The 20,966-nt window shown below is 58.3% G+C and carries 22 protein-coding genes; 13 read left to right on the plus strand and 9 right to left on the minus strand.

Features of this window, described 5'->3' with window-relative positions; genetic code table 11:
- Positions 1-80 precede the first annotated feature (80 nt).
- The 8 genes from pnuC to F7R06_RS06605 all read left to right on the plus strand — a co-directional run bounded on the left by pnuC (position 81) and on the right by F7R06_RS06605 (position 6,724).
- Positions 81-644 carry a nicotinamide riboside transporter PnuC gene (pnuC, locus tag F7R06_RS06570; protein ID WP_090321202.1) on the plus strand — a complete coding sequence of 188 codons (564 nt, stop codon included), beginning with the start codon at positions 81-83 and terminating at the stop codon, positions 642-644.
- Positions 641-1,165, plus strand: coding sequence for an AAA family ATPase (locus F7R06_RS06575; RefSeq protein ID WP_090321200.1), 525 nt, complete (start codon positions 641-643; stop codon positions 1,163-1,165). The genes pnuC and F7R06_RS06575 overlap by 4 nt, the downstream gene beginning before the upstream one ends.
- Positions 1,166-1,498: 333 nt before the next feature.
- A complete protein-coding gene (locus F7R06_RS06580; protein WP_090321197.1) occupies positions 1,499-1,939 on the plus strand; it encodes a hypothetical protein in 441 nt (146 codons plus the stop codon).
- 1 nt (position 1,940) lies between these two features.
- Positions 1,941-2,513, plus strand: a complete 573-nt coding sequence (locus F7R06_RS06585; RefSeq protein ID WP_090321195.1) for an adhesin — start codon at positions 1,941-1,943, stop codon at positions 2,511-2,513.
- A 51-nt stretch (positions 2,514-2,564) separates the two neighbouring features.
- Entirely contained in the window at positions 2,565-3,878 is a 1,314-nt protein-coding gene (locus F7R06_RS06590; RefSeq protein WP_090321192.1) for a heme utilization protein, read from the plus strand.
- A gap of 62 nt (positions 3,879-3,940) precedes the next feature.
- Positions 3,941-4,621 carry a C39 family peptidase gene (locus F7R06_RS06595; protein WP_090321189.1) on the plus strand — a complete coding sequence of 227 codons (681 nt, stop codon included), beginning with the start codon at positions 3,941-3,943 and terminating at the stop codon, positions 4,619-4,621.
- Positions 4,622-4,654: 33 nt separating this feature from the next.
- Entirely contained in the window at positions 4,655-5,398 is a 744-nt protein-coding gene (locus F7R06_RS06600) for a hypothetical protein (protein WP_090321186.1), read from the plus strand.
- Positions 5,399-5,443: 45 nt separating this feature from the next.
- The gene (locus F7R06_RS06605; protein WP_090321184.1) at positions 5,444-6,724 is read left to right on the plus strand and encodes a coiled-coil domain-containing protein; all 1,281 of its coding nucleotides are present in this window, start codon (positions 5,444-5,446) and stop codon (positions 6,722-6,724) included.
- A gap of 95 nt (positions 6,725-6,819) precedes the next feature.
- Here F7R06_RS06605 and F7R06_RS06610 read toward each other — a convergent pair whose 3' ends face one another.
- The gene (locus F7R06_RS06610; protein ID WP_090321181.1) at positions 6,820-8,145 is read right to left on the minus strand and encodes a sigma-54 dependent transcriptional regulator; all 1,326 of its coding nucleotides are present in this window, start codon (positions 8,143-8,145) and stop codon (positions 6,820-6,822) included.
- A gap of 342 nt (positions 8,146-8,487) precedes the next feature.
- Here F7R06_RS06610 and F7R06_RS06615 point away from each other — a divergent pair, with 342 nt between their 5' ends.
- The 3 genes from F7R06_RS06615 to nhaB all read left to right on the plus strand — a co-directional run bounded on the left by F7R06_RS06615 (position 8,488) and on the right by nhaB (position 11,884).
- Complete coding sequence (locus F7R06_RS06615) at positions 8,488-8,751, plus strand: hypothetical protein (protein ID WP_090321178.1); 264 nt, start codon at positions 8,488-8,490, stop codon at positions 8,749-8,751.
- Between the two features lie 262 nt (positions 8,752-9,013).
- Positions 9,014-10,303, plus strand: coding sequence for an NHL repeat-containing protein (locus F7R06_RS06620; protein WP_090321176.1), 1,290 nt, complete (start codon positions 9,014-9,016; stop codon positions 10,301-10,303).
- Between the two features lie 78 nt (positions 10,304-10,381).
- The gene (nhaB, locus tag F7R06_RS06625) at positions 10,382-11,884 is read left to right on the plus strand and encodes a sodium/proton antiporter NhaB (protein WP_090321173.1); all 1,503 of its coding nucleotides are present in this window, start codon (positions 10,382-10,384) and stop codon (positions 11,882-11,884) included.
- A 58-nt stretch (positions 11,885-11,942) separates the two neighbouring features.
- On the opposite strand, the gene F7R06_RS06630 is transcribed toward nhaB, so the two are convergent.
- From F7R06_RS06630 to gnd, 3 genes are read right to left on the minus strand one after another with little or no spacing between them, the layout of a single operon-like run.
- Positions 11,943-12,764 (minus strand): HAD family hydrolase, encoded by an 822-nt coding sequence (locus F7R06_RS06630; protein ID WP_090321170.1) that lies wholly within the window; start codon positions 12,762-12,764, stop codon positions 11,943-11,945.
- Positions 12,761-14,284 carry a glucose-6-phosphate dehydrogenase gene (gene zwf / locus F7R06_RS06635; RefSeq protein WP_090321167.1) on the minus strand — a complete coding sequence of 508 codons (1,524 nt, stop codon included), beginning with the start codon at positions 14,282-14,284 and terminating at the stop codon, positions 12,761-12,763. The genes F7R06_RS06630 and zwf overlap by 4 nt, the downstream gene beginning before the upstream one ends.
- Positions 14,281-15,285 (minus strand): phosphogluconate dehydrogenase (NAD(+)-dependent, decarboxylating), encoded by a 1,005-nt coding sequence (gnd, locus tag F7R06_RS06640; RefSeq protein ID WP_342671321.1) that lies wholly within the window; start codon positions 15,283-15,285, stop codon positions 14,281-14,283. The genes zwf and gnd overlap by 4 nt, the downstream gene beginning before the upstream one ends.
- A gap of 246 nt (positions 15,286-15,531) precedes the next feature.
- On the opposite strand from gnd, the gene F7R06_RS30710 reads away from it, so the two are divergent.
- Together F7R06_RS30710 and F7R06_RS06645 are read left to right on the plus strand one after the other, a co-directional pair.
- Positions 15,532-15,708 (plus strand): DUF6026 family protein, encoded by a 177-nt coding sequence (locus F7R06_RS30710; protein ID WP_162842373.1) that lies wholly within the window; start codon positions 15,532-15,534, stop codon positions 15,706-15,708.
- A gap of 312 nt (positions 15,709-16,020) precedes the next feature.
- Positions 16,021-16,236: a hypothetical protein gene (locus tag F7R06_RS06645; protein WP_090321160.1), complete on the plus strand. Its 216-nt coding sequence runs from the start codon at positions 16,021-16,023 to the stop codon at positions 16,234-16,236.
- Between the two features lie 108 nt (positions 16,237-16,344).
- On the opposite strand, the gene F7R06_RS06650 is transcribed toward F7R06_RS06645, so the two are convergent.
- The 5 genes from F7R06_RS06650 to F7R06_RS06670 all read right to left on the minus strand — a co-directional run bounded on the left by F7R06_RS06650 (position 16,345) and on the right by F7R06_RS06670 (position 20,918).
- Entirely contained in the window at positions 16,345-16,836 is a 492-nt protein-coding gene (locus tag F7R06_RS06650) for a GNAT family N-acetyltransferase (protein WP_090321157.1), read from the minus strand.
- Positions 16,837-16,936: 100 nt separating this feature from the next.
- Positions 16,937-17,518, minus strand: a complete 582-nt coding sequence (locus F7R06_RS06655) for a DinB family protein (protein WP_090321154.1) — start codon at positions 17,516-17,518, stop codon at positions 16,937-16,939.
- An 18-nt stretch (positions 17,519-17,536) separates the two neighbouring features.
- Positions 17,537-18,655 carry a cell division protein ZapE gene (gene zapE / locus F7R06_RS06660; RefSeq protein ID WP_090327289.1) on the minus strand — a complete coding sequence of 373 codons (1,119 nt, stop codon included), beginning with the start codon at positions 18,653-18,655 and terminating at the stop codon, positions 17,537-17,539.
- Positions 18,656-18,853: 198 nt separating this feature from the next.
- Positions 18,854-19,813, minus strand: a complete 960-nt coding sequence (gene speB / locus F7R06_RS06665) for an agmatinase (RefSeq protein WP_090321151.1) — start codon at positions 19,811-19,813, stop codon at positions 18,854-18,856.
- A gap of 13 nt (positions 19,814-19,826) precedes the next feature.
- Positions 19,827-20,918, minus strand: a complete 1,092-nt coding sequence (locus F7R06_RS06670; protein WP_090321148.1) for a polyamine ABC transporter substrate-binding protein — start codon at positions 20,916-20,918, stop codon at positions 19,827-19,829.
- Positions 20,919-20,966 lie beyond the last annotated feature (48 nt).

Here is a 20,966-nt window from a genome sequence, read left to right on the forward strand (position 1 = left end):
GGGACTGGCGAGGGGCTGACGCTAATTGATGACAGGAGAGGTACAATCCGCCCCTCTTCGACTTTACCCAAGGAAACTGCATGTCCGGGCTTGAACTGTTTGCCGCTGCCCTCGGTGTCATTGCCGTCTGGCTGACGGTCAAACAGAACCCTTGGTGCTGGCCGATCGGCCTGGTCATGGTGCTTTTATATAGCTGGATCTTTTTCGAAGTGAAGCTGTATTCGGACATGCTGCTGCAACTGATCTACGCCGCATTGCAGCTGTACGGCTGGTGGCAGTGGACCCGCGCAGGCGAGACACGGCATGGGCGCGAGGTCAGCCGGTTGGGCGGCCAAGCAGTAGCGTCGGGACTGGCCTTCGGCGCGATCGGCAGCCTGTTGCTCGGCGCCGCCATGGCGAACTGGACCGACGCAGCGCAACCCTGGCTCGATGCCGCTCTCACGGCCTACAGTCTGGTGGCGCAATTCTGGATGGCGCAAAAGCGCGTACAGTGCTGGCCGCTGTGGATCGCTCTGGACTGTATTTTCGTCGGCCTGTTCCTCTATAAAGGCATGTACCTGACTGCTGCCTTGTATGGGCTGTTCACGCTGCTGGCCATAAAAGGCTGGCGCACATGGCGCAGCGATCCGCTGCTTTGCCCATGAAGGTGTTGGTGCTGACAGGCCCGGAATCCAGCGGCAAAAGCTGGCTTTCGAACGAGATTCACGCCAATTTTGGCGGCATATTGGTCGGTGAATATGTTCGGCACTTTATCGACAGCGAAGCCCGCGAAACCTGCTACGGTGACATTACAGACATAGCGAATGGCCAGCTGACTTGGGAAGATGAGGCACGCGGCAAACAACCCGAGTTGTTGATTCTCGATACTCACCTGCTGAGCAATATCCTTTGGAGCCGTACTTTGTTTGGCGCTTGCCCGGCCTGGATAGAACACGCATTGCTGGCACGGCACTACGACCTGCATTTGCTGCTCAGCCCTGAATCCGTGGCCTGGCATGACGACGGACAACGTTGCCAACCGCAACTGGCAGAACGCCAGGCGTTTTTCCAGGCCAGCCACCAATGGCTGAACCTGCACCACCAGCCTTGCCAGGTACTGCAAGGCGGCTGGACACAGCGCAAACTGGCGGCATTTGAAGCTGTGGCATGCTTACTAAAAGCCTGAAACGGGCGCCCCCTGCAAAGGTATAAATGTCCATTCCTGAAACACTCCCTTCCCCGCAAACCCGCGAATTAAAGCATTCCGGGCCGTCCTGAAAGAAAATGTTACACCGCTGATACAACTTGCCTGCAACGCCCTTGGCGAGCAATGCCGCCCGCATGGACGGCGTTTTTACGTGGCTTTGTCTCAGCAGCGTTACAAATCTTTTTCAACCACCTTGATTAATAAATCCAACCCGCTGTTTTAAAAAGAAAATCAAAAACCGGCACACCTTCTGCTCTCTTCCTCGCAACGCTGATAAGGGCCAGCGTTCCACTTACAGAAGGAATTGCCGCCGTGGGGAAACTTGATAACCGCATTTTTAGCCTCCTGCTGATCGGATGTGCACTGGGCTCAAGTGTTTGCCTGCCTGTACAGGCCGACAACGGCATCATCATTATCAAACGTGATGTTCAGGTGCGAGACGCAGTGACTCCGACGTTAGCTCCCGATCCTAACCCCACGACCGCCAATGCCAACCCGTCCAAACAAATCCTCAATCAGACGAGCGAGTTGAGCGACGGTGACTTTGCCAGCGTCGCCAGTGGTGCAGGCATTTCACGCCTGGTCGCCCAAGGCACCAACAACCTGGGCGGGAACATCACCAACCAGACCCAGCTTTCCAACATCCCCGCCGGACGCTCGGGAAATTCGGGCAACAACGGCATTGCCAACATGGTCAATTCAAACGTCCAGCAAGGCCTGGGCGCTTTGAGAATCATAACGGGGGACCGTTGAGATGAATCGCTCGCTACTGATCATCGCCATGCTTTGCAGTACATCGGCCTTCGCCCAATCTCCCGTCATCAATAACGCCGAAATCGATGATTCGGGCGCGCAGTACCAGGGCAACTTCTCCGTCAACCAGGCGGCTGGCGATCTCCAGCAACAGGCTAACGCCCGTGCCATCGCCATTGGCCATGGCGCCAGCGCGACCGTACAGATTCGCCAACGGCTGCGCGGTCAAGTCGACCCTGCCATGGATGCGCACTCGAGCATTCAGGGCAACTCCTTCAGTAACGGCAGCGGCGTATTGGGCGTAAACCAGAGTTCGGGCGCCAATACCCAGCAAGCCAACGCACTGCGCATCAGCATCAGTGCTCAGCCGCAAAGCATCGACGACAGCGTCCTCATGCAACAGAACGTGACGCTGCTCAACAACTCCGATCCAACTGACTCTGCACCGGGCTATCGCCAGGTCGCTACCAGCGATCAGGCCTTCACCGGTAGCCGCGGGGTAATTCAGTTGAATCAGAGCGCAGGGGTGGGAAACCGAATGGCCAACACCTTCAGCGTACGGGTCGCGGATTGACCCAAACAGGTAGTTTCAACACTTAACCTAAAATAAGTACGGAGAATCACCATGAAACCTTCGATGGCATTAAAGCCTCTGGTTTTCGCAATTGCTGCGGTCATGGCTGTTGCTGTACAAGCTGGGCAAAACGATCGGCGTGACCATCACCACGGCCACACTCCTCCTCCTCCAACCAAGATCCTTGTCAATGCAACGGCAAGTGCCACCGACAAGCAGACCAGTACCGGCAACCGCATCTATAACGAAGGTACTCAAAACTCTGCCGAGATGAGTAGTTCCGCCTCGGGTGCCAGCGGCAACGTCGGCGTCAACGTGGCAGGCGGCAACGGCAACCAACAAGACAACGCGGCTGCCATCGCTAACGCCTCCTCCGAATCAAGCCTGGATAACAGCTTCGTGTTCGGCAATGCCACTGCCACCGCCAAAGTCACTCAATACGGCAACAACAACCGTGTCGATAACTACGGCGTCACAAACACTGCAACGATGAGTGGCTCGGGTAATGGCGGCAGCGGCAACATGGGTATCAACGTTGCTGGCGGCGACCTTAACCAACAGAAAAACACCATGGCAATCGCCAACTCCAACTCCCCACTTGGTAGCGCTACAGCCACTGCCTCGGCCGATCAAAGCAGCCCTGGCCTGACCGTAAACAACGGCGCCGACCGGACTTATCGCGTGGATACTCTGACTGTTACCAAAACAGCCAGTGGCAGTGCCTCCTTTAACAAGGACTCCAGCCTGAGCGTTGATAAGAGCGCCAACAGCAGCTGGTCTGCTAGCGGTAACAATAGCTTCAATGCAAGCGGATCAAAAAGCTTCGATGCTAGCGGATCCAGAAGCGCAGATTCCAGTGCTTCCAGCAGTGCTTCGTTCGATGCTTCTCTGAACGCTAGCCTGGACGCATCGGCGAGTGCTTCCAGATCGTCGACCTGGAATAATGGCGGCGCCGATCACACCCGCAGCAGGTCTGCTGACGCTTCTCTGTCCGCATCGCTTGATGCATCGGCCAGTGGTTCTCTCAACACGTCGAACAGCAGTTCGTCCGACTCTTCCTACACCAAATCGCACGACTCTTCGTTCACAAAAGCGTATGACTCCTCGTACGCCAAATCAGGCGAGAAATCGTCTGCGTCTTCGAAAGACGTAACGAAGAGCTACAGCGAAAGCAGTTCATTTGATTTGAGTAATACCTACTCCTATCAAGTGCTGACTCCAACCGGCTGGGCAAACCCTGTGACCAACACTGCAACCCTGAGTGGTTCGGTGAATGGTGGCAGTGGCAACCTGGGTGTCAACGTGGCTGCTGGTGTGGGCAACCAACAAAGCAACTCGCTGGCCATCTCCAACCAGTCGTTCTAATGCTGTCTCTGGAGGCCCCCTTACGGGGGCCTTTTTTCACCACAACCAGAAGGCATCCCACAATGCGCATTATCGTCTTGGCATTTTTGCTTTGCGTGGCCAGTGTGAGCGAAGCAGCACAAATGCCGCTGTCCGTCCTGCCGGGCGGCGCAGTGGTGTTCAAGCCGATCCAGAGCATCCGCGAACGTAAATTTGCCGACCTGGTGCAACAGAAAACCGACTTTAGTTGCGGTGCAGCGGCGCTGGCGACCATTTTGCGCCAAGCCTATTGGCTGGACGTCACTGAAGACCAGATCATCGAAGGCATGCTGGCACACTCCGATCAGGATCTTGTCCGCGTTCAGGGCTTCTCCATGCTCGACATGAAGCACTACGTGGAAAGCATCGGCATGCGCGCCCGTGGCTACCGGGTAGCAACGGAAACCCTGGGTGAAATCAAAATTCCTGTGGTGGTACTCATGGATATACGTGGCTACAAGCATTTTGTAGTCATGCAGAGAGTCCATGACGGCTGGGTGTATATCGGAGATCCGGTACTCGGTCATAAACGCTACAAAGTCGACGACTTTGTCAAAGGCTGGAACGGCATCATCTTTGCCGTCATCGGTCAGGGCTACGACAAGACCAATGCGTTGCTCGATCCGCCGTTGCCGCTGAGCGCCAAGAATCGTGTCAACAATTTCAACCCGGTGCCAGACGCTGAGTTGATGGATTTTGGATTCATCCAAAGCGACTTCTTCTAATAACAAGGGAGCACGAAGCTCCGGGAGTATCCAATGAAGACTCCAATCTGGCTGGCAGTGGCTTGCCTCGCCGCCAGCCTGCCAATCCATGCAGAGACCTTTAAACCCATCGAATTGAATGACCAGCAATTGGCGAGCCTGCGCGGCCGCTTTGTCATGCCGGGACGCATTATCAGCTTCGGCATCGCCATGACCAGCACCTGGCAAAATGCCAACGGTGAAGTGATCGGGGCAACGTCCTCGATGCAGATTCAACAATCGACCATCCAGCCACAGTTCTATGTGTCGAAGATCGATGAAAAAGGCACGGGTACCTCGCAATCCCAAGGCACCGGCACCGTCACGGGCGGCAACGGCCTCAACAGCACCGAAGGTGTCACACAAGTCACGCGGGCTGCCGGTGACTACAACTCGGCCTACAACAACGTTGATATCAACGTGAGCAAGGCTAACCAGGCCCCAGCCACACAACAGCAGCAGGGCCAGCCATTGGCCGCCGGCTCGACGTTAACCGGCGCCAACGGAGCGGGTTCGGTGAGCGTTTCCTCAACCGGTAATGGCATACAACTCAACATTGTGGCCAACAACAACCAGGGTAATACCGTACAAAGACTGGCCCAGGGAGGGCTTCTGCAGAACACGACGTTACTCGGCGCCGGCAATCAGGTCCGCAACATCACGTCGCTCAATGTCGTACTGCGTGACACCGTTCCGACGGCCGGCTCGTTGAGCGGCAATCTAGACCAGCTCAAAGGGCTACGCACCAGCGGATTCTGATCTACGCTCAGTCACACCAGACGTGTCAGAAGGGACGGCTAACCCATGCACCGATCTTTAACGTTCAGGGCTTTCGTTTGTTTGAGTAGCCTGGCCCCGGCCTCATTGCTATACGCAGCACCGGATCCCCAGGTTGAAGCATTAAAACAAGAACTCATGGAGCTGAAACAACGTTACGAAGCACAACAGAACGCGCTGATGGTACTCGAACAGCGCGTTCGCCAGGTCGAAGAAACACCAGCGACACCTGCACCCAAGCGCCTGACCAAATCCCCCGCGGAAAAGACCAAGGGTGGTCAGACAGTGGCCGCTTCCGGGTCGGGAGCCACAGGCGCGTCATATGGTCAGTCGCTCAAGGATGACTCGGAACCTGCGCAAAGCGTTTCCAACCTCTATGACGAAGCCAGCGGCTTCTTCGGTGGCGGCAAATTCAGCTTCGAAACCGGCCTGACCTACACGCACTACGATACCCGGGCATTGACGCTCAACGGCTTCCTGGCACTGGATTCGATTTTTCTCGGCAACATCAACATCGACCGTATCAAGGCGGATAACTGGACCCTGGACCTGACTGCCCGCTACAACGTGGCACAACGTTGGCAGTTCGACATCAACGTTCCCGTGATCTATCGCGAATCGACGTACTCCTCCGGAGGCGCCGGTGGCGCAGGTCCGGTGACGTCGGATGCATCCGTCACCCGCGACCCGACCATCGGCGATGTCAACGTTGGCGTTGCCTACAAGTTTCTCGATGAATCGGCCAACTATCCCGACGCGGTCGCCACACTGCGGATCAAGGCACCAACGGGTGAAGACCCTTACGGCATTAAGCTGATCGTGGATCCGAACAATAATAACCTGGCGGTACCCGATAGCTTGCCTACCGGCAACGGTGTCTGGTCGATTACCCCGGGCATCTCGCTGGTCAAGACTTTCGACCCTGCGGTGCTGTTCGGCAGCCTGGCCTATACCTACAACATGGAAGACTCATTCAGCGACATCAGTCCCCAGGTCAATTCCAAGGTACCCGGAGATGTGAAACTGGGCGATTCCTGGCAGATCGGCGCCGGCATTGCATTCGCCTTGAACGAGAAGATGAGTATGTCGTTCTCGTTCACCGATCAGTTCGCCCGCAAGAGCAAGATCAAACCGGACGGAGGGGATTGGCAATCCATCACCAACAGCGATTACAACTCGGGCAACTTCAACATCGGCATGACCATCGCCGCCAGCGATAACCTGACGATCGTCCCGCAACTGTCTATCGGGATGACCGACGACGCGCCTGACTTTTCCTTCAGCCTGAAATTCCCTTACTACTTCTAATCCTGCTCCAACTAAAAGCCCGCTGTTTCAGCGGGCTTTTTGGTGGGCTCTGCAAGCTCTCGCAGCATTGGCTTGCAGCGATACACCTTAGCGGCTCACCGTATTTGATGCTTGTGCAGCAAACGGTAGAAGGTGGGCCTGGAGATCCCCAGCACCTTGGCAGCGATGCTCAGATTATCGCTGTGGCGGTTAAGCACATCGCACAACGCCTGGCGCTCTGCCCGGTGCTTGTAGTCTTCCAGCGTGCCCATCGGCACGGCGATGGAATGATGGCTGATCAAGCCCAAATCGCGCGCTTCGATCTGCCGGCCTTCAGCCAGTACCAACCCGCGACGGACCCGGTTGGCCAGTTCCCGAACATTGCCCGGCCAGTCGTGCTTACCCATGGCGATCATGGCGTCCTCGCTGAAACTGCGTGGACGGCGACCGGTTTCATGGCTGTAGAAATGGGAAAAGTGGTTGGCCAGCATCGACAGATCGCCATTGCGCTCACGCAGGGGGGCGGTTGCGACCTGCAACACATTGAGCCGGTAATACAGGTCTTCGCGAAAGCGTTTCTTCTCGATCGCGGCCTCGAGATCGACGTGGGTCGCAGCCAACACCCGCACATCCACGGGAATCGGCTGACTGCCCCCTACCCGCTCGATGTGCCTTTCCTGAAGGAAACGCAACAGGTTCGCCTGCAACTCCAAGGGCAGATCGCCGATCTCGTCGAGAAAAAGCGTGCCACCGTTAGCCGCTTCGATTCGCCCGATCTTGCGTTGATGGGCGCCCGTAAAGGCCCCCTTCTCGTGGCCGAACAGTTCGGACTGGATCAGATGCTCGGGAATCGCGCCACAATTGATCGCGACAAAGGGTTTATTGTGGCGCAGGGATTGCCGATGCAGCGTGCGGGCAACCAGCTCCTTGCCTGTGCCGCTTTCCCCGCGTATCAACACCGGCGACTCGGTGGGCGCCAGTTTGCTCAACAACTTACGCAATTCGCGTATGGGTTTGCTGTCCCCCAGCAGTTCGTGCTCGGGCTGATCGATATGAACCGTTCCCTGCCCGCGCAGGCGCGCCATGCCAAAGGCCCGCCCCAGCGTGACCTGGACCCTGGAAACGTCGAACGGCAAGGTATGAAAATCGAAGAACCACTCGCAGACAAAGTCCCCGACATTCTGTAGCCGCAGGACTTCCTGATTGAGCACGGCGATCCATTCGGTTCCGCTGCGGCTGATGACATCCTTGACGGCATCCGGGTGCTCGAGGTGCCAGGGCTGCAACCGTAACAATCCTACGTCACAGGTTCGGTCGGCGGCGTTTTCCAGCGAACAGCTGTCCACGTCCCAACCCACGGAGCGCAACCCCGGTAGCAGACGATGGCAGTCGTCGCAGGGGTCCACGACTAATAGACGTCGTAAGGCAGGCGCATCGCTCATGACTATTCCTTGGCGCCAAATTCAGGAAAAATTATTAAAAACAGTCATTTGGCAAACCTGGCTGTAACATTAGCAAGAATTTGACGTGGCCTTGTACCGTTTGACTATAGAGCGGGGGCGGAAATAGTTATAAGAAGGGACTTTGTTAGCCACCTAATTAACTCAACCTTTCATTTACCTTTCAAAATGGCTCGACGCATCGGGTATATGAAAGAAAGTTGAAATTTCTTTTGATCGCATGTGACCCGAACCACTGTTGCGGACATCAGTACAAGTAACCTGCCGAACGCCAAGCCCAACCGTCGGCACATCACTTGATTGGGCATATTGAGGGAACATCCTATGAACGCCCCGCTCCGTATCAACGAAGCTCTTTTGATTGCCGACCGCGCATTTCAGCCTTTCCAGTGCGTGGCCTGGGCGCAAGACTGCACCGGCGAACTCAGCCTGACCGTGATCGACCGTACCAACACCAGCATCGGCCGCAAGCAGATCCCGAGCAGCGCCTATACCGATCCAGCACAGCTTGAGCGCCTGCTTGAACAGGCCCGTACCGAGTTGAGCCAGGAAGGTTACCAACTCCAGTCCTGGTCGATGCCGCATTAATTGTTTTGCGGATTATCCCAAGGATAATCCGCGCCTTTCCCCTTCGTTAGTTGGTACTTGCGACACTCGTTTATTTGAACTTGTACGCGCCTGAATACGTTGCTGGCTTGCCAGTGGTTCGAAAAGACACTGTTGTGGCACACAACGACCCTCCGCTTGTTAGTTATCCCCGTTGTGCATTCAAGCATTCAGGTTTTGAATGTTCTCCTTATAGTCGCTGCCCCAACTTCTGGATCAGGACGACTCGCAAGGAGATGCGTGCATGTCAATCCAGTCCGTCTTGGCTTCACAACCCGTAGTCGGTCATGCCGGGAAACTCGATCCTGCCTTCGCCAGCCATGGCAAGACCCAGGTGTATTTCGCCGACAGCCTTTCAAGCATGGCCAACGACGTCGCGATAGATTCACAGGGCCGTATGCTGGTGGCGGCAAAGGTCGGAACCCAGGGAGGTAGCCGTTTTGGCCTGGCCCGACTGCTGAAGGACGGCTCGGCGGACCTGACCTTCGGCCACCAAGGCAGCGTCATCGGACAATTCGAACAAGGTTTCGAAGCCATGGCCGGCAAGGTTCAGGTGCTGCCCGATGGACACATTCTGATCGTCGGCCTGCACTATGAAAACACCCACCGTACCCTCCCCGCATTGGCCTTGTTTGACCAACAGGGCCGCCCGGCCCGGCAGTTTGGCGACAACGGTCGTTGCGTCGTGCGCCTGCCGGGGCATCTGTCCCATGGTGTGCGCGATGCCTGGCTGCCCGCAGGCGTGCCGGGTGCCGAAGCTTGTGATGTGGCGGTCCAGGAGGACGGTCGAATCCTGCTGGTGGCCAACCATCACTTCGAACTGGCTGATCATGCCGGCCTGCTCATCCGGCTCGACCCCGACGGTTCGCTGGACAGTACCTTCAATGGCCGCGGTTTCGTGATAGTCAGGCATTTGCTGATGAACACCTGGCTCAGCAGCCTGAGTGTGCAGCGGGACGGTCGGATCCTCGTTGGCGGCTCGATCAACTTCCCCGAGGAAGGGTTGTTGGCCCGCTATCACCCGGACGGCAGTCTCGACGCCCATTTCGCCGTCGATGGATTCATGACCTTCAGGGCCCGTGGGCACAGCGCTCAGGTGAGTCAAATCATTCAGCAGGAAAATGGCGACGTTCAGTGCTTTGGCAGCAGCCGCGACCCGATGCATTGCATGGCCTTGAAAGTCCGCGTCAATGGCCGCCCGGACAACCGCTGCAACGGCGGCCAGGCGCACTTGCTGAACATCGCTCGTAGCGGTTGCCAATGGACCGCCGCTCAAGCGCAACCGGACGGCAGCGTGTTGGTGGCCGGTGCCACCATCGGTGGTGTCGAAGCCGACTTCATTCTTGGCCGATACCTGAAGGACGGTCAGCTTGATCATGCGTTCGGCGATGGCAACGGATGGATGCGTACCCGCCTGGGCAAAAGCCTGGATACGGCAACGTCCGTCGCCGTGCAGGAAGACGGGAACATCGTGGTCGGCGGTTATTCGCTGGATGGCAACTATAAGGCGGTCGTCGTCCGTTATCTGGCTTAGTCCAAAGTATTTCTTCCGTACTTGATCTTCCCTTGCGCTTACGGCAAGTTGCGCGCTTCTTAATACAAGGAGCAGCTAATGTCCGGCTCGATGCCTCAGGCGTTCGCGCGTAACTTTCTGGGCAATTCACCCCGCTGGTACAAGGTTTGTATTGTCGGTTTCCTGATTCTCAATGCTCTGGTGCTGTGGACGGCAGGTCCGGTGGCCGCTGGCTGGTTAGTGGTGCTGGAGTTCATTTTCACCTTGGCCATGGCACTCAAGTGTTATCCGCTGATGCCGGGTGGCTTGTTGTTGGTCGAAGCACTGTTGCTGAAAATGACCACGCCACAGGCGCTTTATGACGAGCTCGTGCACAATTTCCCGGTGATCCTGCTGCTGATGTTCATGGTGGCCGGCATCTACTTCATGAAAGATCTGCTGTTGTTCCTGTTTTCGCGCCTGCTGCTTGGGGTGCGCTCCAAGGCGCTGCTGGCGTTGATGTTCTGCTTTTTGTCGGCGTTCCTCTCGGCGTTTCTCGACGCTCTGACCGTGACGGCAGTGATCATCAGCGCTGCCGTCGGGTTCTACTCGGTGTACCACCGGGTGGCCTCGGGCACCGATCCGCGCCAGGACAGCGAGTACGGCGATGATCAGCATCTGCCTACTCTCCATCACGGCGACCTCCATCAGTTTCGTGCGTTCCTGCGTAGCTTGTTGATGCACGGTGCCGTCGGTACGGCGCTGGGTGGCGTTTGCACGCTGGTGGGCGAACCGCAGAACCTGCTGATCGGCCATGAAATGGGATGGCATTTTTCCGAGTTCTTTCTGCAAGTCGCTCCGGTTTCGCTCCCGGTGCTGGTGGCCGGTCTGGTGACCTGCGTCCTGCTGGAAAAGTTGCGCTGGTTCGGCTACGGCACCCTGCTGCCGGACAACGTCCGCGCCGTGCTGGCCAATTACGCGGCCGAAGACAATGCCGAACGCACTTCGCAGCAGCGTGCAGCCCTCATCGTCCAGGGCGCGGCCGCATTGATTCTGATTGCCGGTCTGGCGTTTCACGTGGCGGAAGTGGGTTTGATCGGTTTGATGGTGATCGTGCTGATCACGGCCTTCACCGGCATCACCGACGAACACCGTCTCGGCAGCGCATTCAAGGATGCCATGCCGTTCACCGCATTGCTGGTGGTGTTCTTCGCCGTGGTGGCGGTCATTCACGATCAACAGTTGTTCACGCCATTGATCCAGTGGGTACTGGCGCTGCCCGCCGATCAGCAACCAGGCATGCTGTTTATAGCCAATGGCTTGCTCTCGGCCATCAGCGATAACGTGTTCGTGGCGACCATCTACATCACGGAAGTGAAACAGGCGTTCCTCTCCGGCCACATGAGCCGCGAGCATTTCGAAACCCTGGCGATCGCGATCAACACCGGTACCAACTTGCCGAGTGTGGCGACGCCTAACGGTCAGGCCGCATTCCTGTTCCTGCTGACTTCGGCGATTGCGCCGCTGATTCGTCTGTCTTACGGACGGATGGTATGGATGGCGCTGCCCTATACCGTGGTGATGGGTGGTCTGGGTTGGTACGCCGTGAGCTACTGGCTCTAAAGATTGCCCAAAAAATGTGTGGGCGAGCCTGCTCGCTCACACGATTGGGTATGAATGGCTATCGAGGGAGGATGTATCGCTCTATCGCTTGAGCCGCACCCTCCTCGGTATTGGCGCCCGTCACCACATCAGCCTGGCGCTTCACTTCCTCCTCGGCCTGCCCCATGGCAATCGACAACCCGGCGCGATGGAACATGGCCGGATCATTGCCGCCATCGCCCATGGCCGCCGTTTGCTCCAGCGGCACACCGAGAAACGCGGCCAGGGTCGCCAGCGCTTGGCCCTTGTTGGCTTGCATCGCGGTGATGTCCAGATAAACCGGTTGCGAACGGGAAACCTGGGCCTGCCCCTCCACCAGAGGTAGCAACTGCGCTTCTAGCTCGATCAGCAACTCGGTGTTGCTGCTGGCGGCGACGATCTTGTCGATTCGTTCAAGAAACGGTTCGAAGCTCTCCACCGCCACCGGCGGATATCCCAGGCCATGCTGCTCTCGGGGCACCAAGGCGCCGCTCGGGTCTTTCACCAGCCAGTCGCCGCCACTGAAGACCCAGACCTCAATGTCCGGCTGATCGGCCAACAGCGCGAGCGTGGTCAGTGCCGCGGTGGCCGGCAAGTAATGCGCCACCAGCAGACTGCCGTCCGGGTTGACGAGGGTACCGCCGTTGAAGGCAGCGGTCGGCAAGTCGACGCCCAGGGCCTCGATCATGTGCAACATGGCTTTGGGTGGTCGGCCGGTGGCGAGACTGAACAGTACCCCGGCCTCACGCAACGCGCGTACCGCATCGACGGTGCGCTGACTGAGACTGTGATCGGGCAGCAGCAAGGTGCCATCCATGTCACTGAGCAAAAACCGGATGGGATGTTGCGCCTGCCCACTCATCCGAGACCGTGCCAGACGCGACCATCGCGAGCCAGCAATTCTTCGGCGGCCTGCGGCCCGTTTTCACCTGCGGCGTAGTTTTGCAGCGTTGAATCCTGCTGCCAGGCGTCGAGGAACGGCTGTACGGCACGCCAGCCGTTTTCAATGTTGTCGGCACGCTGGAACAACGTCTGATCGCCGGTCAGGCAATCGTAGATCAGGGTTTCATAGCCGGTGGACGGTTGCATTTCAAAGAAATCCTTGTAGGCAAAACCCAGTTCGATGTTGTCCATTTTCAGGGCCTGGCCAGGCCGTTTGGCCAGCAAATCGAACCACATGCCTTCGTTGGGCTGAATCTGGATCCGCAGGTAGGTCGGTTCAAGCTCATCGACCTCGGTATCACGGAACTGCGCGTAGGGCGCGGGCTTGAAGCAAATCACGATTTCGGTGTCGCGCACGCTCATGCGCTTGCCGGTACGCAGGTAGAACGGCACGCCGACCCAACGCCAATTGTCGATCATGACCTTCAGGGCCACATAGGTTTCAGTGTTGCTGTCCGGTGCCACCTTCTCTTCCTGGCGATACCCTGGCATTGGTTTGCCGTCGACTTCCCCGGCGGTGTATTGACCGCGTACCGAATTGGCGCGGGCCTCTTCGATCGACCAGGGGCGGATAGCGCCGACCACCTTGGCTTTTTCCCCACGCACCGCATCGGCGCCAAAGGCTGCCGGAGGCTCCATGGCCACCATCGCCAGCAACTGGAACAGGTGATTGGGCACCATGTCGCGCAGGGCGCCGGTGTGTTCGTAAAAACTGCCACGGGTTTCCACGCCGACGGTTTCAGCGGCGGTGATTTGCACGTGGTCGATGTAATGGTTGTTCCAAAACGCTTCGAACAGGCTATTGGAAAACCGGCTGACCAGAATGTTCTGCACGGTTTCCTTGCCCAGATAGTGATCGATCCGATAGATCTGCTTTTCCGTCATGACCTTGAGCAGGCATGAGTTCAAGGCTTCGGCGGTTTGCAAATCGGAACCGAAAGGCTTTTCGATCACCACCCTCCTGAAGGACTCCGGGCTCTCCGCCAGCAACCCTGACGCGCCCAGACGGCGGACCACTTCAGTGAAAAAGCGCGGCGCGGTGGCCAGGTAGAACACCGCATTGCCAGTGCCGCTGGCGGCAATCTTCGCCCCCAGCGCTTGATAAGTGCTGTCGTCCAGGAAATCGCCCTGGACGTAGCTGATGCCTTTGGCGAGTCTGGCCCACACCTGCGGGTCAAGGGCCTGATCGCCCTTGCCGACTTTTGCGGCCGCCTCGTTGCGAATGAAGTCTTCGAGTTTGTTCGCGAAGCCTTCATCGCTGATGGCGTTGTGGTCAACGCCGATGATCCGCAGTCCATCCCCGAGTAACCCGTCGCGCTTGAGGTTATACAGCGCCGGCATCAGCAGGCGCTTGACCAGATCGCCATGGGCGCCGAACAAAAACAGCGTGGTCGGTGGCGCGGGTTCCGTCTTGGATTTTCTGCGGATCACTTGGGTCATTTTTTCGGAGTCTCCACATGGCCGCCGAAGCCGAAGCGCTGGGCCGAAAGGATCTTGTCGCCAAAGGTGCCCTGGCCACGGGAACGGTAGCGCGAGAACAGCGAATTCGACAGCACGGGGACGGGCACCGATTGCTCCATGGCGGCTTCAATGGTCCAGCGACCTTCACCACTGTCGGCTACGGATCCGGAAAAACCATCGAGTTTCGGGTCACTGGCCAGGGCGTCGGCGGTCAGGTCGAGCAGCCAGGATGAGACCACACTGCCACGACGCCAGACCTCGGCGATGTCCGCGACGTTCAAGTCGAAGCGCTGGTCTTCCGGCAGGTTGGTGCTGGCCTTGGTCTTGAGAATGTCGAAGCCTTCGGCAAAGGCCTGCATCATTCCGTATTCGATTCCGTTATGGATCATTTTCACGAAATGCCCGGCACCCGCCGGACCGGCATGAATGTAGCCGTGCTCGGCGCGATGGTCATCGGACTTGCGGTCCTTGGTGCGCGGAATGTCGCCCATGCCCGGTGCCAGGCTCTGGAACAGCGGGTCGAGACGGTTAACGGTCTCGGCATCGCCGCCGATCATCATGCAGTAACCGCGCTCCAGGCCCCACACGCCACCGGAAGTACCGACATCGATGTAGTGAAGGCCTTTTTCCGAGAGGGTTTTCGCCCGGCGGATATCGTCCTTATAGAAAGTGTTGCCGCCGTCGATGATGGTGTCGCCGGCTTCGAGCAGGTTGCTCAGGGCGTCGATGGTTTCTTCGGTCGGTGCGCCGGCCGGCAACATGACCCAGACCGCTCGTGGTTTGGCCAGGCCAGCGACCAGGGCCGGCAAATCGGCAGCGCCGGTGGCGCCCTCTGCGCTCAAGGTCTCGACGAAGGCGGTATTGCGGTCGTACACAACGGTGGTATGCCCGTTGAGCATCAGGCGCCGCGCAATATTACCGCCCATGCGGCCCAGTCCAATAATCCCGAGTTGCATGTGCTGATGCTCCCTACTACAAATAAAAGTGTGTCAAAGGTATAGCCCAACGCGACTAATGAAGCTTAGTCCAGAGCGTCGGGATGAAGTTTCCGGGCATTGTGCCCGATCCAGACTGATAACGTCGGGAATCGTGTCGAAGACACAACGACCATGAAAAATAAAAAAGTTCCCTTCAAGGGCAAAAGAAATCAAAATCGGCGCCGATAGTAGATCAACCGCCGATTTGGGCGGATCTACAGTTGAGACACGCCATTTGCGAGGTGAGCAATGGGCACCGTACAGACCGCACTGCCAGCACAAACCCTTTACGTCACTATCCGTCGCGATGAATTGCGCCAGTTGAAGGACGAACGCGATCAGTTGAAACAGGAACTGGCGCAACTGCGCTTGCTGCTCCAGGGCCAAGAGCCCTTGTCCGTGACCCAGGGCGCCCCTCACGCCTGATTCCCCCCCTGAACTGGAAGCAGTCCCGCACTGCTTCCGATGCGCAATAGCCCTTCGCCAGCCATGGCGACTCCCGCATTTTTCACATTGGCTTGTTGATGCTCGGTCGATTGGAGCAGCACTTCTCTACTCCTGCCCGGCAATTGACTGGCATGACCCGATGACAGGCAACGCAGATCCTGGGCTGGAAACTCCAACCACCTTTAATTCCCTTTTAATGGAATCGGCGGATAATCGAAATTCGACTTCGATTCATTGATTCATTGATTCATGGACGAATGGCATCCGACCGCTGTTAGTAGGAGGCATACCATGAAACGTATTACGTTGACCCTCGCCGTCCTGATGACTCTCGGCTCCACCTGCGTATTTGCAGAAGGTGGAGCCGAACGCATGAGGTACTACTACGAAACCCTGAGATACAACCAGCAACTGGCGTTGGGCAACGCCACGCAAAGTCAGACGACGCCATTGCGGGTCCCCGACGACCAAACCGCGCAAATGACCGAGTCCTACAGACCGAAATGATTGTTACACCTCTGACTGTCCTGCTCTGCAGTCAGAGTCGATCATTGGGCGTCCTGATGGGCGCCCCTTTTTTGTCTTGATCACAGCGCCTTGATCTCAGCACCTTGATCAAAGCGCCTTGATCCAGAACATCATTCGACCGTGCGCCGGGTCGAACTCACCCGGGGCAAAGCCGAACTTGCCGTAGGACGCCTGGGCCACCGCATTACCCTCCAGCACCTCCAGGGTGATTTTGCAGCAGCCGCGTTGACGGGCGATCTCTTCGACCTTCCGCAACATCCGCTGGCTCAGCCCCAATCCGCGAAACTTCGGCACGACCGCCACGTCATGAACATTGACCAACGGCCGACAGGCGAAGGTCGAGAAACCTTCGAAGCAATTGACCAGCCCGGCGGGTTCGCCGCCGACGAAGGCCAGCACACTGAAGGCATGAGGGCGCTTGGCCAGCTCACCCGGCAAGTGCTCCAGCACGCTGGCAGGCAAGGAGTGGCCTCCCCCCATCGGGTCTTCAGCGTAACTGTTCAACACCAGACAGATGGCTTCGGCATGCACCGGATTGGTATAGCTGGCCTGCAACACTAGTATTTCCGCGGAATCCATTTCCATCCTCGATTGCATGAAGTAGCCCCAGCGCGTTGTTCGCCCTGGAAGGCCGGGTGACGATATCGTGGGCGCCGCGGCAAATCAAAAGCTTGCTGGCTCAATGCCCCCAAATCAAAGCCTCGGTCCAGCCCAACTCGGCAAAATCCTCAGCCCGCAGATGCGATTCGCCGACACAGAAAAACTCGTCCAGTTGTGGCGGCTTGACTGAGGTGCCGCTGAGCATCGCGTGAACCTGGCCGCGATGGTGGATCTGGTGCTCGAACAGGTGTGACAACAGGCGCAGGCGGCTCTCGTGCTGTGGTGTGTCACGGGCGATGGTCACGACCCTGGCCAGATCGGCGTCGCGCATTTGCTCGCAATAGGCAATCAAGCGTCGATCCACATGGGATTGCTCGCGCATGAGGTCGACGGCCTGGGTGTAAGGCTCGTCGTCCTTGAAAAAGACGTAGCAATCGGGGTGCGGATCGTCGCCGCGCAACTCACGCTCGAGGGCATCCAGGTAAAACCAGTCACATGTCAGTATGTGATTCAGAGTCGCGCTGAGACTGGGGAAGAAACTGGTGCGCGGTGCCGCCAGTTCATCTTGATTCAACTGACTCCAGGCCTTGGCCAGTCGATGATTGGCCCAGGCGTTCTGGTAGGCCATGGTCAGCAAATGGTGGGACAGCGGTTGATTCATCTTCACGCCTCCTGGTTCTCACGCCTCGGCGAAACGTTGCAGCTGCATCTCCTGCAGGCGACTGAGGGTGCGGCGGAACGGGAATTCCAGATAGCCCTGGGTGTACAGCGAGTCCATGGGCACCTGCGCTTCGAGGTACAGCGGCACCTTGCGGTCGTAGCACTCGTCCACCAGGGCAATGAACCGCCGTACGCCGTCATCATGCACCGATAACTGTGGCAACTCGCGATCGCCGGCCACCACCCGCTCGACTCCATCTTCGGTGCCACGGGCTATGCGCCCCTGGCGCTTTTGAGCACTGAGGTTGGGTACGTCGCTCAACAGGATAGCGCTGTAGGTGTCACACAGGGTCATGAAATCCATGGCGGCGAAAGGCTGTTCACAGAGGTCGGCGTAACGACACCAGAGCACGCCCTGGCTGGCCTGCACGACATCGAGCGAGCGATAGCCGACCTGGACCGGCGCACTGGAAACCGCCTGACCGACGGTCAACGCCTTGAACACATCGCCCAGGGCACTCGATTGTCCGGGCGTAGTCACCCAGTAACGCTGCAAGCCCTGGCCTGGATGCAGTCGATGGTCTTCCCCGCCATCCACGGCAATCACCTGCATGTGCTGCTTGATCGCCGCAATGGCGGGCAGGAAACGGTCGCGATTGAAGCCATCGGCGTACAACTGGTCGGGCGGCAGGTTGGAGGTGCAGACCACCACCACGCCCTGCTCGAACATGACCTGGAACAAGCGCCCGAGAATGATGGCGTCACCGATGTCATTGACGAACAGTTCGTCGAAGCACAGCACGCGCACCTCTTCGGCCAGTTCCCGAGCCAGTGCCTTCAAGGGGTCGGCGGTGCCGGTCAGTTGAAACGAGCGCTGATGCACCCATCCCATGAAATGATGGAAGTGTTGACGCCGGGCCGGTACCCGCAGGTGCTGGTAAAACTGGTCCATCAACCAGGTTTTACCGCGCCCGACCGGACCCCAGAGGTACACACCGGAAATCGACTTGCGGCCTTCATGCAAGGCTTCGTGGCACTTTTGCAACGCCCAGACGGCATGTTCCTGGGCTTCGTCCTGGACGAAGCCCTTTTGTTCGATGGCGTGTTGCCAGGCGCTGAGGGGGGAGTCGACATTCATGCGCAGCAGTATGCCACTCGTCAGCGTTGTCTTCAGTGAAATGTCCGAGAGGATGCTCAATCGAGGAAAAAGCACCACGCAGGCCGCTGACAGCCTGATCGCAGACACCTTCATCGCGAGTAAGCTCGCTCCTACGTATTTCAGGTGGCCCACCCGACATACCATCACTCGGGCAGGCGACCAAATACCGGGTTGTTTTTACCGGTCGACCTTATGCCTCGCCGCATACAAACACAGCATTTCCATCGCCAGGGTCGCTGCCGCCAGTGAGGTGATGTCGGCGCTGTCATAGGCCGGTGCCACTTCCACCACGTCCATGCCCACCAGGTTGATCCCGCGCAAACCACCGAGAATCTCCAGCGCCTGCACCGTGCTCAAGCCGCCACACACCGGTGTTCCAGTACCCGGAGCGAAGGCCGGGTCGAGGCAGTCGATGTCGAACGTCAGGTACACCGGGTGATCGCCGACCCGTGCGCGGATGGCTTCGACAATCGTGTCCACGCCACGCCGATGCACTTGTCGTGCATCCAGCACTTCAAAGCCCTGGTGATCGTCGTTGGTGGTGCGCAAGCCGATCTGCACCGAATGCGAAGGATCGACCAGGCCCTCCTTGGCGGCGTGCCAGAACATGGTGCCATGGTCGATGCGCTTGCCCTCTTCGTCCGGCCAGGTGTCGCTATGGGCGTCGAAGTGAATCAGCGACAGCGCACCGTGCTTGCGGGCATGGGCCTTGAGCAGCGGGTAGGTGATGAAATGATCGCCGCCGAAGGTCAACATCGCGCTGCCGGCATTGAGGATGTGTTCGGCGTGGGCTTCGATGCATTCCGGCGTCGACTGCGGCGATCCGTAATCGAAGTCGCAATCGCCAAAGTCAACGACCGCCAGGTGATCGAACGGGTCGAACGTCCACGGCCAGTGGCGTTCCCAGGCAATCCCGGTGGACGCGGCGCGAATGCCCCGTGGTCCGAAGCGTGCACCTGGACGGTTACTGGTGGCCGTGTCAAAAGGCACACCGCTGACTGCGACGTCGACACCGCGTAAATCGCGGCTGTAGCGACGGCGCATGAAACTGGTGATACCGGCGTAGGTACTTTCGGCGGCAGTGCCGTAAAGGCTGTCACGGGTGATGGCTTGGTCGTTCTGCGCTGGGACGTCCATTGAAGGTTCCTTGTTATTGGCGGCTACGGAAAGCGGTCCACACGCGAGTGCGCTGGCGCATGTCCTTGAGGCTCATGCTGCGGTCGGCGTACAGGCGGTCACGAATGTCGGCGGGCGGATAGATGTCCGGATCGGTGCGCACCGCCTCATCCACCAGCGGCGTGGCCGCTTGGTTGGCCGTGGCAAAGAACAGCGTGTTGGTCAGTGCGGCGACGGACTCTGGGCGAAGCATGAACTCGATGAATTGGCGAGCGGCTTCGGGGTGTGGCGCATCCTTGGGGATCGCCAGATTGTCTTGCCAGACCAGGGTGCCTTCCTTCGGAATCCGGTAGGCGATTTCGTACGGTTTGTTGGCCTTGCGCGCCTGATCCGCGGCCATGCTCGCATCGCCGTTGTAAGCCAGTGCCAGGCAAATACTGCCGTTGGCCAGATCGTTGATCTGCCGCCCGCTGGCGACATACAGCACCGAGGGCTGCAGTTGATGCAACAACACCTGCGCCGCATCCAGATCGTTCTTGTCGGTGCTGTAGGGATCTTTGCCCAGGTAGTGCAAGGCCAGGCCGATCACTTCCTGCGGCGAATCGATGATCGCAACGCCACAGTCCTTGAGCTGGCTGGCGTATTCCGGTTTGAAGAGCAAATCCAGGCTGTTGAACGGCACGTTCGGCAGACGCTTGCGCACCGCTTCGACATTCATTCCAAGCCCCAGGGTGCCCCAGGTGTAGGGCACGCCATATTGATTGCCGGGATCGACCGCGGCGAGCTTCTCCAGCAGGTCCGGATCAAGATTCGCGTAGCCCTTGAGGCCTTCATGGGGAATCGCTTTCAGTGCGCCCGCCGCCAGGCCACGCGCCAATACGCTGGACGACGGCACGACCACGTCATAGCCGCTGCCACCGGTGAGCAACTTGGTCTCGAGCACTTCCGGTGCATCGAAGGTGTCGTAGCGCACATGAATGCCGGTTTCCTGCTCGAAACGTTGCAGGGTTTCCGGGGCAACGTAATCGGCCCAGCTGTAGAGATTGACGACTTTGTCTTCAGCCTGGGCCGAGGCGGCCACGGCCAGGAGCAACGCGGGTAAACACAGCTTGAACTTGAGAGCCATGACAAACACCTGACAAGAGGAAGTGACGGCAGGATGCGTCGTCGGATA

Origin of the sequence: Pseudomonas moorei (genome assembly GCF_008801475.1) — a bacterium.
GTDB classification, from domain to species: domain Bacteria; phylum Pseudomonadota; class Gammaproteobacteria; order Pseudomonadales; family Pseudomonadaceae; genus Aquipseudomonas; species Aquipseudomonas moorei.